General features: G+C 69.3%; 13 protein-coding genes and 1 riboswitch. Of the genes, 11 read left to right on the forward strand and 2 right to left on the reverse strand.

The genetic code is table 11. The features are described from left to right. The first annotated feature begins 91 nt into the window (after positions 1-91). The 10 genes from ACY34J_RS27915 (at position 92) to ACY34J_RS27960 (ending at position 10,828) form a co-directional block, all read left to right on the forward strand. Positions 92-700 carry a CDP-alcohol phosphatidyltransferase family protein gene (locus tag ACY34J_RS27915; protein WP_462729418.1) on the forward strand — a complete coding sequence of 203 codons (609 nt, stop codon included), beginning with the start codon at positions 92-94 and terminating at the stop codon, positions 698-700. A 113-nt stretch (positions 701-813) separates the two neighbouring features. Then, on the forward strand, positions 814-3,309 hold the full coding sequence (locus ACY34J_RS27920) for a sugar phosphate nucleotidyltransferase (RefSeq protein ID WP_462729419.1): 2,496 nt from the start codon (positions 814-816) through the stop codon (positions 3,307-3,309). 155 nt (positions 3,310-3,464) lie between these two features. Continuing rightward, positions 3,465-4,370 (forward strand): DUF881 domain-containing protein, encoded by a 906-nt coding sequence (locus ACY34J_RS27925; RefSeq protein WP_462729420.1) that lies wholly within the window; start codon positions 3,465-3,467, stop codon positions 4,368-4,370. Then, on the forward strand, positions 4,367-4,699 hold the full coding sequence (locus tag ACY34J_RS27930; protein WP_040255169.1) for a small basic family protein: 333 nt from the start codon (positions 4,367-4,369) through the stop codon (positions 4,697-4,699). Before ACY34J_RS27925 ends, ACY34J_RS27930 begins: the two co-directional genes overlap by 4 nt. A 473-nt stretch (positions 4,700-5,172) precedes the next feature. Then, positions 5,173-6,246: a DUF881 domain-containing protein gene (locus ACY34J_RS27935; protein WP_462729428.1), complete on the forward strand. Its 1,074-nt coding sequence runs from the start codon at positions 5,173-5,175 to the stop codon at positions 6,244-6,246. Positions 6,247-6,686: 440 nt separating this feature from the next. Next, positions 6,687-7,211, forward strand: a complete 525-nt coding sequence (locus tag ACY34J_RS27940) for an FHA domain-containing protein (protein WP_462729429.1) — start codon at positions 6,687-6,689, stop codon at positions 7,209-7,211. Positions 7,212-7,243: 32 nt separating this feature from the next. Continuing rightward, on the forward strand, positions 7,244-7,990 hold the full coding sequence (gene ftsR / locus ACY34J_RS27945; RefSeq protein ID WP_462729421.1) for a transcriptional regulator FtsR: 747 nt from the start codon (positions 7,244-7,246) through the stop codon (positions 7,988-7,990). A gap of 53 nt (positions 7,991-8,043) precedes the next feature. Beyond that, on the forward strand, positions 8,044-8,517 hold the full coding sequence (locus ACY34J_RS27950) for a bifunctional nuclease family protein (RefSeq protein ID WP_462729422.1): 474 nt from the start codon (positions 8,044-8,046) through the stop codon (positions 8,515-8,517). A 179-nt stretch (positions 8,518-8,696) separates the two neighbouring features. Next, positions 8,697-9,308: a MerR family transcriptional regulator gene (locus ACY34J_RS27955; RefSeq protein ID WP_462729423.1), complete on the forward strand. Its 612-nt coding sequence runs from the start codon at positions 8,697-8,699 to the stop codon at positions 9,306-9,308. Between the two features lie 74 nt (positions 9,309-9,382). After that, the gene (locus tag ACY34J_RS27960; protein ID WP_462729424.1) at positions 9,383-10,828 is read left to right on the forward strand and encodes a DNA polymerase IV; all 1,446 of its coding nucleotides are present in this window, start codon (positions 9,383-9,385) and stop codon (positions 10,826-10,828) included. On the opposite strand, the gene ACY34J_RS27965 is transcribed toward ACY34J_RS27960, so the two are convergent. Beyond that, positions 10,747-11,121 carry a PRC-barrel domain-containing protein gene (locus ACY34J_RS27965; protein WP_462729425.1) on the reverse strand — a complete coding sequence of 125 codons (375 nt, stop codon included), beginning with the start codon at positions 11,119-11,121 and terminating at the stop codon, positions 10,747-10,749. The two genes, ACY34J_RS27960 and ACY34J_RS27965, sit on opposite strands and share 82 nt — an antisense overlap. A 115-nt stretch (positions 11,122-11,236) precedes the next feature. After that, positions 11,237-11,334, forward strand: a riboswitch (glycine riboswitch). 191 nt (positions 11,335-11,525) lie between these two features. On the opposite strand from ACY34J_RS27965, the gene gcvP reads away from it, so the two are divergent. Continuing rightward, a complete protein-coding gene (gcvP, locus tag ACY34J_RS27970) occupies positions 11,526-14,411 on the forward strand; it encodes an aminomethyl-transferring glycine dehydrogenase (protein ID WP_462729426.1) in 2,886 nt (961 codons plus the stop codon). 111 nt (positions 14,412-14,522) lie between these two features. Here the strand turns inward: gcvP and ACY34J_RS27975 are convergent, their stop codons facing one another. Continuing rightward, entirely contained in the window at positions 14,523-14,729 is a 207-nt protein-coding gene (locus tag ACY34J_RS27975; RefSeq protein WP_462729427.1) for a DUF5999 family protein, read from the reverse strand. Positions 14,730-14,957 lie beyond the last annotated feature (228 nt).

Consider the following 14,957-nt stretch of genomic DNA (forward strand, 5'->3'; position numbering starts at 1 on the left):
CGCGTCTCACCGGACCCTCCGCACCGGCTGACAATGCCTGCGGGTAAGGTCAGGGAGCATCGTTGGCTCGTTTCTCGCAGGAGGCCCCCGGGTGGAGGTCCAGGAGACGCGCGTCCAGACGGACCGTGTCCTCACCATCCCGAACATCCTCAGCATGGCCCGGCTGCTCGGCGTACCGCTCTTCCTGTGGCTCATTCTGCGGCCGGAGTTCGGTGGCCCGAAGAGCGACGGCTGGGCCCTGCTCGTTCTTGCGCTGAGCGGTGTCAGCGACTACCTGGACGGCAAGCTCGCCCGGCGCTGGAACCAGGTCAGCAACCTGGGCCGCCTCCTCGACCCGGCCGCCGACCGCCTCTACATCCTGTCCACCCTCGTCGGCCTGACCTGGCGCGGCATCCTCCCCTGGTGGCTGACCGCGGTACTGCTGGCGCGCGACTTCATGCTGCTGATCATGGTCGGGGTCCTCCGTCGGCACGGTTACCCTCCGCCCCAGGTGAACTTTCTCGGGAAAGCTGCAACCTTCAACCTGATGTACGCCTTCCCGTTGCTGCTGTTGAGTGATGGGACCGGCTTGGTTCCCTCGCTCGCTGCAATTTTCGGATGGGCGTTCGCAGGATGGGGTACAACACTCTATTGGTGGGCAGGAATCCTCTACGTGGTTCAAGTCCGCCGACTGGTCAGGGCGGACGCTACGGCCGACTGAGCTCGCCGATGCGGAAGCCTCCTTCAGGCCGGGTGCCCCGAACGATGACCTGGGCGCCATCTGGACGGGCAAGTCGGCATGACCGTCGTCTCTTCAAGGAGGACGCTTCCGACATGAAGGCCGTCGTGATGGCCGGCGGCGAAGGCACCCGCCTTCGCCCTATGACCTCGAGCATGCCCAAACCGCTCCTGCCTGTGGTCAACAGGCCGATCATGGAGCACGTGCTGCGGCTGCTCAAGCGGCATGGTCTCACCGAGACCGTGGTGACCGTCCAGTTCCTCGCCTCGCTCGTCAAGAATTATTTCGGTGACGGCGAAGAACTCGGCATGGAGCTCACCTACGCCAACGAGGAAAAGCCACTCGGCACCGCAGGCAGTGTCAAAAATGCAGAGGAAGCACTCAAGGACGACACCTTCCTCGTCATTTCCGGCGATGCTCTCACTGACTTCGACCTAACCAACCTGATCAATTTCCATAAAGAAAAGGGCGCGCTCGTCACGGTGTGTCTGACGCGGGTTCCCAATCCGCTGGAATTCGGCATCACCATCGTCGACGAGAACGGTAAGGTGGAGCGTTTTCTGGAGAAGCCCACCTGGGGTCAGGTCTTCTCCGACACTGTGAACACCGGCATTTATGTCATGGAGCCGGAGGTCTTCGACTACGTCGAGCCGGATGTCTCCGTCGACTGGTCCGGCGATGTCTTCCCGCAGTTGATGAAGGAAGGCAAGCCGATCTACGGCTATGTCGCCGAGGGCTACTGGGAGGACGTCGGCACGCATGAGAGCTACATCAAGGCGCAGGCCGACGTGCTTGAGGGCAAGGTCGATGTCGAGATCGACGGATTCGAGATCTCTCCTGGAGTCTGGGTCGCTGAAGGCGCCGAACTGCACACCGACGCGGTGCTGCGGGGACCGCTCTATATCGGCGACTACGCCAAGGTCGAGGCCGGCGCCGAGATCCGCGAGCACACCGTCATCGGATCGAATGTCGTCGTCAAGAGCGGCGCCTTTCTTCACAAGGCCGTGATCCACGACAACGTGTACATCGGCCAGCAGGCCAACCTGCGTGGCTGCGTCGTCGGCAAGAACACCGACATCATGCGCGCTGCCCGTATCGAGGAAGGCGCGGTCATCGGTGACGAGTGCCTGGTCGGTGAAGAATCGATCATCTTGGGCAACGTGCGCGTCTACCCCTTCAAAACCATCGAGGCGGGCGCATTCGTCAATACCTCCGTGATTTGGGAATCCCGCGGACAGGCCCATCTCTTCGGAGCCCGCGGCGTCTCCGGCATCCTCAACGTGGAGATCACCCCGGAGCTCGCCGTACGGCTGGCCGGGGCGTACGCCACCACGCTGAAGAAGGGTTCCACCGTCACCACTGCCCGCGACCACTCACGTGGTGCGCGTGCGCTCAAGCGGGCGGTCATCTCGGCTCTCCAGGCGAGTGCGATCGACGTACGCGACGTGGAGAACGTGCCGCTGCCCGTCGCCCGGCAGCAGACCGCCCGCGGCAGCGCCGGCGGGATCATGGTCCGTACCACGCCCGGAGTCCCCGACTCCGTCGACATCATGTTCTTCGATGAAGGCGGAGCGGACCTCTCCCAGGCCGGCCAGCGCAAACTCGACCGGGTCTACGCTCGTCAGGAGTACCGGCGCGCCTTCCCGGGTGAGATCGGCGACTTGATCTTCCCCGCCAGCGTCTTCGACTCCTACACCGGGTCCCTGCTCCGCGCCATCGACACCACAGGCGTCGCCGAGGCGGGACTCAAGGTCGTCGTGGACGCCTCCAACGGCAGCGCGGGCCTTGTTCTGCCCAGCCTCCTCGGCAAGCTCAGCGTGGAGTCCCTCACGATCAACCCGGGTCTCGACGAGACGCGTCCGACGGAGACCGAGGACACCCGGCGCTCGGGGCTCGTACGGCTCGGCGAGATCGTCTCCTCGGCCCGTGCCGCTTTCGGTGTGCGCTTCGACCCCGTGGGCGAACGCATCTCCCTGGTGGACGAGCGAGGTCGCATCATCGAGGACGACCGGGCCCTGCTGGTCATGCTCGACCTCGTCGCGGCCGAGCGGCGCAGCGGCCGGGTCGCGCTTCCGGTGACCACCACGCGCATCGCCGAGCAGGTGGCCGCGTATCACGGCACGCAGGTGGAGTGGACGACCACGTCGCCGGATGACCTCACCCGGGTCTGCCGGGAGGAGACGACGATCTTTGGCGGGGACGGGCGGGGAGGCTTCATCATTCCGGAGTTCAGCAGCGTCTTCGACGGCGCCGCCGCGTTCGTACGGCTCCTCGGCCTGGTGGCCCGTACTCAGCTGACGCTCAGTCAGATCGATGCTCGTATCCCGCGTGCTCACGTCCAGCGGCGTGATCTCGCCACCCCGTGGGCCGTCAAGGGAATGGTCATGCGCAGGGTGGTCGAGGAAGCCGGTGACCGGTTCGTCGATACGACCGACGGCGTACGGATCGTTGAGTCCGACGGCCGGTGGGTGATGGTGCTGCCGGATCCCGCCGAGGCGGTCACCCACCTGTGGGCCGAGGGGCCGGACGACGACTCCGCCTTGGAGTTGCTCGACGAGTGGGCAGCGGTGGTCGACAGCGCTGGTCGCTGACGTCCTTGCTGAGCTCCAGCCGAGTCCGGCTGCAGTGCCTTTTGCCGGACTTCTGCCGATCTGACTGTGGGGGTACCGCCTTGGCGGTACCCCCACAGCGGCGTGCCGGTGGGGCCGTTCGGCGGTGACCGAGGTGACGTGCAACGATGTGCGGCATGTCGCAGCAGCACCCCGTTCGGAGTACGGCCTCGCCTCCGCGTCCTGATGCGTCCATGTCGCTGCTGACCAATGTGATGGACCACAGCCTGGACGACGGCTACGCAGAGGCGGCGGCGCGGCGCGGTGCGGAGGGAACCTCCGGGCTGCCGAAGCCCCTGCGCGCCAAACTCGGCCTGGCTCTAGGGCTGGTGCTCGCCGCCGCCGTGGTGACGGTGGGCGCCGCGCAGGCGCAGATATCGGCCCCGGTCGTCGCCAAGGAGCGGCAGGAGCTGATCGACCGCATTGAGACCGGCACCTCCGAAGCGGACAAACTTCAAAAAAGTGTGGACAAACTGCGCGATGACGTCGGGGCACGGCAGCGCCAGGCCCTGGATCGTCAGGGCGACCAGGACGAGTTGGTGAGCCTGCTCGCGGGGGCGACCCCGGTGCACGGGCCCGGGGTGCAGCTGATCGTCGACGATGCCAAGGAGGCCGACCACGGCGGCGGGCCGCGGGAGAACAGCGGCTTCTCCGACACCGGACGGGTCCGTGACCGAGATATGCAGCGGATCGTCAACGGGCTGTGGGAGGCCGGAGCTGAGGCCGTCGCGATCAACGGGCAGCGCTTGACGGCACTCTCGGCGATCAGGGCGGCAGGGGACGCCATACTGGTCGACAACAAGCCGCTGGTGCCGCCGTACACGGTGCTCGCGGTGGGGGCGGGACAGCGGCTGAGCACCGCGTTCCAGGACGGCACCGACGGGCAGTACCTGCATGTGCTGCAGGAGAACTACGGCATCCGCGCGAGCATCTCCACGCAGAACGAGGTCCGGCTGCCTGCTGCGCCGAGCTTGATCGTACGTAACGCGGTACCCGGTGCCGCGCACAAGAGCGCGACCGAGACAGGGAAAGGCACATCGTGATCGCCGTACTGGGCCTCATCGTGGGAGTGGTGGTCGGACTGCTGGTCCGGCCCGAGGTGCCGGCGGTAGTGGAGCCCTATTTGCCGATCGCCGTGGTGGCGGCGCTGGACGCCGTGTTCGGAGGCCTGCGGGCCATGCTGGACGGGATCTTCGACGACAAGGTCTTCGTCGTGTCCTTCCTGTCCAACGTGGTGGTGGCCGCGCTGATCGTCTTCCTCGGCGACAAGTTGGGGGTTGGCGCGCAGTTGTCCACCGGCGTGGTGGTTGTGCTCGGCATCCGTATCTTCTCGAACGCGGCCGCCATCCGTCGGCACGTCTTCCGGGCGTGAGGCCGATGAGCAACGAGGAGACCCCGAAGACCCTGCAGTCCTCGCCGGGTGCCGACGCGGAGACGGAGGAGCCCAAGCACTCCGAGACGCCGACGGCACAACCTGAGACGCCGACGGCAGAAGAGGCCGCGGACAAGGCGGGGTTGGAGGACAAGGCTCACAAGTCTGACCATGGGCGCACGCCCGACGAAACGCGCAAGCCTGATGATGCGCACGAGTCCGACGATATGTGCGACTCTGACGATGCGCGCAAACCTGAAGAGGCGCGCACCTCTGAGGAGGTGCCTCAGTCCGACGCGCCGCGGAAGCCGGATACGGCCAAGGAGCCGGGGGCTCCCGCTCCTCGGCAGCCCCGGGAGATGCCGAGGCTGCGCGAGGCGCCCGAACAGCAGGCTCCGGCGCTTGGGCGCCCAGCGGGCCGCAACCCGGTACCCCCCAGGCAGATGCCCCCTGGGCCCGTACGCCCCAGGCCTCTGCCGCCCAGGCCCGGAGTCTCAGGGCCTGCGGGCCCCCGACCCGCAGGTCCCGGACCCGCGGCGCCCCGACCCGCGGAGCCTCGATCCGCAGGCCCGCGACCCCCAGGTCCCGGACCGGCGGCTGCCCGACCCGGGGGCCCTGGACCCGCGGCGCCCCGACCCGCGGAGCCTCGATCCGCAGGCCCGCGACCCCCAGGTCCCGGACCGGCGGCTGCCCGACCCGCAGGTCCTGGACCCGCGGCCCCCCGCTCCGCAGCGCCTCGACCTGGGGCGCCTCGGCCTGCCGCGGAGTCGAAGCCTGCCGCCCCGAGGCCTCCAGCCCCGCAGCCGGAGGCTCCCGCGCCCCCGGCAGTGACCGGCCGCCAGCGGCTGGTGAGGGGGCTGTGGCCGCCGCGCATCACGCGTGACCAACTCATCGTCGCCCTCCTGCTGTTCGTCCTCGGACTCGGCATCACCATCCAGGTGCGCTCCACCAGCGAGAGCAGCCCGCTGCGCGGCGCCCGCCAGGAGGACCTCGTACGGATCCTCGACGAGCTCGACGACCGTACGCACCGCCTGGAGGACGAGAAGCAGCGCCTGCAGAACCAGCGCGCGGAGCTGGAGAACAGCTCGGACCAGGCCGAGGAGGCCCGCAAGCAGACCGAGCAGAAGGCGCAGCAGCTCGGGGTGCTGGCGGGCACGACCGCGGCCGAGGGGCCGGGGATCATGCTGACGGTCCGCGATCCGCAGGGCGCGGTCCAGGCGGACATGCTGCTCGACGCGATCCAGGAGCTGCGTGCCGCCGGCGCGGAGGCGATTCAGATCAACGATGTGCGGGTGGTGTCCGGGACGTACTTCTCCGACGCCGCGGGCGGCGTACGGATCGACGGGCGTGCCGTACGGCAGCCGTACCGCATCAAGGTCATCGGCAACCCCCAAGATCTCGAACCTGCGCTCAACATCCCCGGCGGAGTGGTGCAGTCCTTCGAGAAGGAGCAGGCCACGGTGTCCATTGCCGGGTCGCAGAAGATCGTCGTGGATGCCTTGCGATCGCCGAAGCGGCCTGACTACGCTCGGTCGTCATCTCGATGACGTGAGTCGGCATGTCGCCCCGGTGTTCGGGGCATGAGCTTGCGGGGGGTCGGCGCACCACAAAACAGTGCGTGGTGGAAACTGTCTGACGGTCACGGACGTTGTGAGGGTGTCCGGTAGGCCGGAGTGAGCATCGAGGGTTCCTGCCCCACGGGCGGGTCTGTTTCGGTCAAGGGGAATCGCCCGTGAAGTTGTTTGCAAAGTTGTTTGGTAAGAGCGCCCGCGAAGACGGCGGCGGCACGGCCCGCCACCGCGCCGGGCGCGGTGCGGAGGAAGGTGCCGGGCAGGAGGGGCGTCCGCTGTTCCGCGATGAGGTCGCGGGCGCCGGCGGAGGCATTTCAGGTGGCCACGGCGCGTCTTCTGTTGACCCTGCGGGTCCCGGCCGCATAGGTTTCGAGGACCCATCGGCCTCAAGTACGGGTGGAGGGTCTGCCTTGCCTGTGTGCACGAGGTGCGGACACCGCAACGCCGAGGACAGCCGGTTCTGCTCGCACTGCGGAGCGCCGCTGGCCGCCGCCGGTGCGCCGTCCGAGCGTGCTTCGGAGACGACCTCGACGATCTCGATCTCGGGTATCGAGGCCTACGAGGCGGAGGCCAGCGGCCAGCCCGTGCCCCCGCTGTCCCCCGAGGCGCAGGCCGCCGTTGACGCACTGCCGCTCGGCTCCGCCCTGCTGGTCGTGCGCCGCGGCCCCAACTCCGGCAGCCGCTTCCTGCTGGACGGCGACCTGACCACGGCCGGTCGCCACCCGCAGAGCGACATCTTCCTCGACGACGTGACCGTCTCGCGCCGTCATGTGGAGTTCCGGCGCGGAGCGGACGGCCGCTTCACCGTCGCCGACGTCGGCAGCCTGAACGGTACGTACGTCAACCGGGAGCGGATCGACTCCTTCGTGCTGTCGAACGGGGACGAGGTCCAGATCGGCAAGTACCGGCTGGTCTTCTACGCGAGCCAGCGGGCCGTCTGACAGCCGGCGATCAAGGCCACGAGGGAAGCGCCATGCGGCAGACACCGTCGGGCGGTGCCAGTTCTGGCACCGCCTCCGCGGGTGGGAAGCTGATGAGCATCGGCGTGGTCCTCGCGCGGCTGCGCGAGGAGTTTCCCGAGGTCACTATTTCCAAGATCCGCTTCCTCGAAGCGGAAGGCCTGGTCGAGCCGCGGCGCACTCCCTCGGGGTACCGGAAGTTCAGCCCGGAGGATGCCGAGCGGCTCGCCTACGTTCTGCGTATGCAGCGGGACCACTACCTCCCGCTCAAAGTCATCCGAGAGCACCTGGACGCCCTGTCCCGGGGTGAGCAGGTGCATCTCCCCGCCCCAGCGCGGCCCCGCGATCCGCTGGACGCCGCGCTGGAGCCGGACGCCGGGCCTGCCCCCACGACTGCCCGCGTGGGCCGCGCCGAGCTGCTGGCCGCGGCGGAGGTCGGCGACAAGGAGCTCGAGGAGTGGGAGTCGTACGGCCTGATTGCTCCGGGTGAGGACGGATCGTACGACGCCGAGTCGGTCGCCATCGCCAAGCTGGTCGCCGATGTGGGCCGGTTCGGGCTGGAGCCGCGGCATCTGCGGGCCATGAAGGCTGCCGCCGACCGGGAGGCCGGCCTGGTCGAACAGGTGGTTGCCCCGCTGCGGCGGCACCGCAACCCGCAGACACGCAACCACGCGGAATCCACTGCCCGGGAGCTGGCCACGCTCTCCGTACGGCTGCACGCAGCCCTGGTGCAGGCGGCTCTGCGGACGCGCCTGCACTGACCTCAGGGGCTCCCGACTACCCAAACCGGCCGGGCTCGTCCTAGGGTTGCTGTGTGAACGAGCTCGACGTCGTGGGTGTCCGGGTGGAAATGCCGTCCAACCAGCCAATCGTGCTCTTGCGCGAAGTGGGAGGCGACCGCTACCTCCCCATCTGGATCGGGCCGGGGGAAGCCACCGCCATTGCGTTCGCCCAGCAGGGCATGGCCCCCGCTCGGCCGCTCACGCATGACCTTTTCAAGGACGTGCTCGACGCGGTCGGTCAGCGGCTGACGGAGGTCCGCATCACGGATCTGCGGGAAGGGGTCTTCTACGCGGAGCTGGTCTTCGCCAGCGGTGTCGAGGTCAGTGCCAGGCCGTCAGACGCCATAGCGCTGGCACTGCGCACCGGTACGCCGATCTACGGCAGCGACGGTGTGCTGGACGACGCGGGCATCGCCATCCCGGACGAGCAAGAGGACGAGGTGGAGAAGTTCCGCGAGTTCCTTGACCAGATCTCGCCTGAGGACTTCGGCAGCAGCAGCCAGTGAGGCGTGGCCTGGGGCGCTCGACAGACGCCACCAGGCCATTCGGCTAGCTGTTCCCCCCGGTGGGACACGGAAAACCACCCTTAGGGTGATTATCACTCGGCGTGGCGAGTGTGGCGATCGTTGACGCACCCGGGGTGACTGCCTACCGTCGAGAAGGCAGGTCAAGGACGGAGGTCGGCGTGGGAAGCACCGGCGACGGTACGGCGGCAGGCCGCCCCATTCCGCTGCATGGGGGTACGGCCGACCCCATCACCGGGAACGCTGCCGCGGCATCCGCCGGGCCGCCCAGCGAGCGGTCCGAACTGATTGGCTATCGCGGCCCCACCGCCTGCGCGGCGGCCGGAATCACCTACCGCCAGCTGGACTACTGGGCGCGCACCGGCCTCGTCGAGCCAAGCGTCCGCCCCGCGTACGGCTCCGGGACGCAGCGCCTGTACAGCTTCCGCGACGTCGTCGTCCTGAAGATTGTCAAGCGCTTCCTCGACACCGGTGTCTCCCTGCAGAACATCCGCACCGCCGTCCAGCACCTGCGCACCCGTGAGCGGGCCGACCTGGGTCAGATGACGCTGATGAGCGACGGCGCGACGGTGTACGAATGTTCCTCCCCGGACGAGGTCGTCAGCCTCCTCCAAGGCGGTCAGGGCATCTTCGGGATCGCCGTCGGGGTGGTGTGGCGGGACGTCGAGGCGGCGCTGTCGCAGCTCCACGGGGAGCGGGTGGACACCGGGGAAACCCTGGTCGGGCACAACCCCGCGGATGAGCTGGCGCGGCGGCGCAACCGCGCGGTCTGACGCCCGCGGCGCTCCAGTGGATCCTTACCTCCGCCCCAGGGCGAATGTCAGTGCGGTGCGGCAGCATCGGACCTGTGAGAGGCGCGCCGACGATCCTGCATCTGGACATGGATGCGTTCTACGCCGCCGTGGAACAGGCGGCGAAACCCAGTCTGCGCCGCAAGCCGGTCATCGTCGGCGGACTGGGCCCGCGGGGCGTGGTCGCCACGGCGTCGTACGAGGCCCGCGTCTTCGGGGTTCACTCGGCCATGGCGATGGCGCAGGCCCGGCGGCTGTGCCCCAACGCCGCTTTCCTCACCCCACGCTTCACGCTCTACCGCCAGGTCAGCGACCAGGTCATGGAACTTCTGCACGCTCTGTCCCCGCTCGTGGAGCCGCTGAGCCTGGACGAGGCGTTCGTCGATCTGGAGGCGGGCGGGGCAGTGACCACGCCGGCCGGGGCCCGCGAGGTGGGGGAGCGGCTGCGTCACGACATCCGGGCCACCACCGGGCTCACCGGATCGGTCGGGCTGGCCGGCTCCAAGATGCTGGCCAAGATCGCATCCGAGCAGGCCAAGCCCGACGGGCTGGTCCTTATCCCGCCGGGCACCGAGCGTGAGCTTCTCGCCCCCCTGCCGGTCCGTACCCTGCCCGGCGTCGGACCGGCGACGGCCGAGCATCTGCGCAGGGCCGGCATCACGACCGTCGGGGAGATGGCGGAGGCCGGAGAGGACGAACTGGTCCGGCTGCTGGGCAAGGCCCATGGCGCCTCGCTGTACACCATGGCGTGCGGCCAGGACGACCGGCCGGTGGTCGCCGACCGGGACGCCAAATCCGTCTCCGTGGAGGACACCTTCGACGTCGACCTGCACGACAGGGCGAGGGTGCGGACGGAGGTTGAGCGGCTGGCCGACCGCTGCGTCCAGCGGCTGCGCTCCGCCGGCCGCTCAGGGCGCACGGTCGTGCTGAAGGTACGGCGCTTCGACTTCTCCACGCTGACGCGCTCCGAGACGCTGCGCGGGCCCACCGACGACCCCACCGTGATCCGGGAGGCCGCGGGGCGGCTGCTGGAGTCCGTGGACACCACGGGCGGCGTACGGCTGCTGGGCGTAGGTGTGAGCGGTCTTGCCGACTTCACCCAGGAAGACCTGTTCGCGCAGGCGGCGAGCGAGCGGGCGGAGGCGGAGGCGCAAGCGGAAGCGGCGCCGCCGGCGGGCGGCGGGCCGCACACCGCAGTTGAGGCGGGGGAGCGGCAGGCGGAGGCTGAGCCCGTCGTCCGCCGATGGCTGCCGGGGCTGGACGTACGCCATACGGAGTACGGCCCGGGTTGGGTGCAGGGAAGCGGCCTCGGCAGGGTCACCGTGCGCTTCGAGGAGCCGGGGTCGGAGCCCGGCCGGGTGCGCACCTTCGCCGTTGACGACCCGGCACTGGAGCCCGCCGATCCGTTGCCGCTGGTGCCTCAGGTGTCCTCGCCGGCGATCTTGCCGAAGTCCTGGTCCTCGGGCGGCTCCTCGCGCGATCCGGAGACGTCCAGCCCGTAGTGGTGGTAGAGCTGCAGCTCCTGTTCGGGGGACAGATGGCGGCCCACGCCGAAGTCCGGGGCGTCCTTGATGAGGGAGCGGCGATACGGAACGCGCAGCGTGTCGTCGATGACCTCGCTGGGCTCCAGCGGCACGAAGGCGTCCCGCCCGAAGAAGCCGGTGCGCACCGCCGCCCATTCCGGCCGGCCGGTCGCGTCGTCCAGGTAGACCTCGTCCACCGTGCCGATCTTCGCGCCGTCGATGTCGTACGCCTTGCGGCCGATCAGGCTCCGCGGATCGATATCGGTCTGCACGGTCCCTCCAACAGGTCGCAAATCCTCTGTGAGAACTACGAAAAGGCACAACACGCAGCTCGGCCACTTGAGCGATCAGGGGAGAGGGCCCGCTGGTAGGCTGGCAAGCGGCTGTAGACCCCGTGCGGGAGAGTCCTCCGACAGCGAAGCCGGGGGCGCCGAAGGAGCAAATCCTCCCCGGAATCTCTCAGGCACCCGTACCGCACGGACGAGGTCACTCTGGAAAGCAGGGCGGGCGTCGGACGGGCAACATGCCGGACGGACCCCTCCTCACCGACGGTGAAAGCCGGAACGCCTCGGCGGCCCGGTGAAGCTCTCAGGTTGAGATGACAGAGGGGGAGGCCGTCCGGGTACCCGCGCCAGGGTGCCCCTCGCAGGTCGCGTCGACCAGGAGGCCTCTGCAGATGACCGCCAATCGCATTCCACTCTCCGGTCTGGAGCGTGGCACCCCCTTCGAGCAACGCCACATCGGGCCCGACACCGAGGCCCAGGCGAAGATGCTCGCTCAGGTGGGCTACGGCTCGCTCGACGAGCTCACCGCTGCCGCCGTGCCGGACATCATCAAGAGCACCGAAGCGCTGGGCCTGCCCGGCGCGCGCAGCGAGGCGGACGTACTCGCCGAGCTGCGACAGCTCGCAGACCGCAACCAGGTGCTGGCCCCGATGATCGGGCTCGGCTACCACGGCACCTTCACCCCGCCGGTAATTCTCCGCAACATCATGGAGAACCCGGCCTGGTACACGGCATACACCCCGTACCAGCCGGAGATCTCGCAGGGCCGCCTCGAGGCGCTGCTCAACTTCCAGACCATGGTCGCCGACCTCACCGGCCTGCCCACCTCGGGCGCCTCGCTTCTCGACGAGGGCACCGCCGCCGCCGAGGCCATGGCCCTGTCCCGCCGAGTCGGCAAGGTCAAAAACGGTGTCTTCCTCATCGACGCCGACTGCCTCCCGCAGACCATCGCCGTCATCCAGACCCGGGCGGAGCCGACCGGCGTTGAGGTGGTCGTCGCCGATCTGTCCGACGGCATCCCGGCCGAGGCCGCCGAGCGCGGGGTCTCCGGTGTCCTGCTGCAGTACCCCGGAGCCTCCGGCCAGGTCCGCGACCTGCGGCCGGTCATCGAGCAGGCGCACGGGCTGGGCGCGGTCGTCACCGTCGCCGCCGACCTGCTGGCCCTGACCCTGCTGACCTCCCCCGGGGAACTGGGCGCGGACATCGCGGTCGGCACCACCCAGCGCTTCGGCGTGCCGATGGGCTTCGGCGGCCCGCACGCCGGCTACATGGCCGTACGGGACACCTACGCGCGCAACCTGCCCGGGCGGCTGGTCGGCGTCTCCGTGGACGCGGACGGCAACAAGGCCTACCGCCTGGCCCTGCAGACCCGCGAGCAGCACATCCGCCGGGAGAAGGCCACCAGCAACATCTGCACCGCTCAGGTGCTGCTCGCCGTGATGGCCGGCATGTACGCCGTCTACCACGGCCCGGAGGGCCTCAAGACCATCGCCCAGCGCACCCACCGCTACGCCACGATCCTCGCCGAGGGGCTGCGGGCCGGTGGCGTCGAGGTCGTCCACGAGACGTACTTCGACACCGTCGTCGCCCGTGTTCCGGGCCGCGCCGCCGATGTCGTGGCCGCCGCCCGTGTGGCCGGCGTCAACCTGCGGCTCATCGACAGCGACCAGGTCGGCATCAGCTGTGACGAGACGACCGGGCGGGTCCAGCTCACCGCCGTGTGGGGCGCCTTCGGGGTGGAGGCCGATGTGGAGGCACTGGGCGCCACCACCGGCGAAGCGCTGCCCGCCGCCCTGCTGCGCAGCGACGACTACCTCACCCACCCGGTCTTCCACCAGCACCGCTCCGAGACCGCGATGCTGCGCTACCTGCGCAAGCTGGCCGACCGGGACTACGCGCTGGACCGCGGCATGATCCCGCTGGGCTCCTGCACAATGAAGCTCAATGCGACCACCGAGATGGAGCCGGTCACCTGGCCCGAGTTCGGGGCGCTGCACCCCTTCGCGCCGGTGGAGCAGGCCGAGGGCTATCTGACCCTCATCCGCGAGCTCGAGGAGCGCCTGGCCGAGCTCACCGGGTACGACAAGGTCTCCATCCAGCCCAACGCCGGTTCCCAGGGCGAGCTGGCCGGTCTGCTGGCCGTACGCGCCTACCACCGGGCCAACGGCGACGAGCAGCGCACCATCTGCCTGATCCCGTCCTCTGCGCACGGCACCAACGCGGCCAGCGCTGTCATGGCCGGCATGAAGGTCGTCGTGGTCAAGACGGCCGACGACGGCGAGGTGGACGTGGCGGACCTGCGCGCCAAGATCGAGCAGTACCGCGACGAGCTGGCCGTGCTCATGATCACCTACCCGTCCACGCACGGCGTGTTCGAGGAGCACGTCGCCGACATCTGCGCGGCCGTGCACGACGCCGGCGGCCAGGTGTACGTGGACGGAGCGAACCTCAACGCACTGGTCGGGCTGGCCAAGCCGGGCCGGTTCGGCGGCGACGTCTCGCACCTGAACCTGCACAAGACCTTCTGCGTCCCGCACGGCGGCGGCGGCCCGGGCGTTGGCCCGGTCGGCGTGCGCGCGCACCTCGCGCCGTATCTGCCGAACCACCCGCTGCAGCCGGCCGCCGGCCCGGAAACGGGCGTGGGCCCGATCTCGGCCGCTCCGTGGGGCTCCGCGGGCATCCTGCCCATCTCCTGGGCATACGTCCGGCTGATGGGCGCCGAGGGCCTGCGCAGGGCCACCCAGGTCGCAGTGCTCAGCGCCAACTACATCGCCAAGCGCCTCGAGCCGCACTACCCGGTGCTCTACACCGGCCCCGGCGGCCTGGTCGCGCACGAGTGCATCGTGGACCTGCGGCCGCTCACCAAGGCGACCGGCGTGACAGTGGACGACGTGGCCAAGCGGCTGATCGACTACGGCTTCCACGCGCCGACGATGTCGTTCCCGGTGGCGGGGACGCTGATGATCGAGCCGACGGAGAGCGAGGACCTCGCTGAGCTGGACCGCTTCTGCGAGGCGATGATCGAGATCCGGGCCGAGATCGAGAAGGTGGGCTCCGGCGAGTGGCCGGCCGAGGACAACCCGCTGCGCAACGCTCCGCACACGGCGGCCGCGGTCGCCGGGGAGTGGGAGCACTCGTACCCGCGCGAGACGGCGGTCTTCCCGGCCGGGGTGTCGGCGGCGGACAAGTACTGGCCGCCGGTGCGGCGCATCGACGGCGCCTTCGGTGACCGCAACCTGGTCTGCTCGTGCCCGCCGCTGGAGGAGTACGACGCCTGACGGGTTCGTACGTGGGGCCGGTTCGGCGATGCGCCGGGCCGGCCCCTGGCTTTTGCCGGTGGTGCGCGGTGGGGAGTTCCACCGCCGGGCGTCTGCCCTGGTGCCGCCCCGTCAGGCGGCGGTCGTCACCTGCCCTGTGGCCAGCGGCCGGCGCGGGCTGATGACCCGCCCGTCCGGCAGCAGCTCACCGGTGTCCTCGAAGAGCAGAACGCCGTTGCACAGCAGGCTCCAGCCCTGCTCCGGGTGGTACGCCACCACATGGGCGGCCTCCCGGTCGGGAGAGTCGGCTGACGGGCACGGTGGCTGGTGCTGGCACATGGAAGGGTTCTTTCGCTGCGATGTGGTGAGTGATGTGCTGCGGTGCGATGCGGTGTTCATGCCGCTCCCCGTATCGGTCGGTGCGGTTCAAGTGTTGCCCCACGGGCCAGATTCCGCAGGGATTTCGCGGCAGCTGCCCTCACTGGGATATGACGCATCACTCGTGCGGACGGTTCAAGGCAACAGCGGGGTCACTTCGGGTGGTTGTTTCTGGCTGAGTCGGGCTAT

The sequence above is a fragment of the Streptomyces sp. HSS9-12 genome (assembly GCF_054963655.1).

Bases quoted from the DNA above. Each gene is read 5' to 3' on its own strand.
- ACY34J_RS27975 (WP_462729427.1), bottom strand. From the start codon at position 14,729: ATGTGCCAGCACCAGCCACCGTGCCCGTCAGCCGACTCTCCCGACCGG.
- ACY34J_RS27920 (WP_462729419.1), top strand. From the start codon at position 814: ATGAAGGCCGTCGTGATGGCCGGCGGCGAAGGCACCCGCCTTCGCCCT.
- ACY34J_RS27925 (WP_462729420.1), top strand. From the start codon at position 3,465: ATGTCGCAGCAGCACCCCGTTCGGAGTACGGCCTCGCCTCCGCGTCCT.
- ftsR (WP_462729421.1), top strand. From the start codon at position 7,244: ATGCGGCAGACACCGTCGGGCGGTGCCAGTTCTGGCACCGCCTCCGCG.
- gcvP (WP_462729426.1), top strand. From the start codon at position 11,526: ATGACCGCCAATCGCATTCCACTCTCCGGTCTGGAGCGTGGCACCCCC.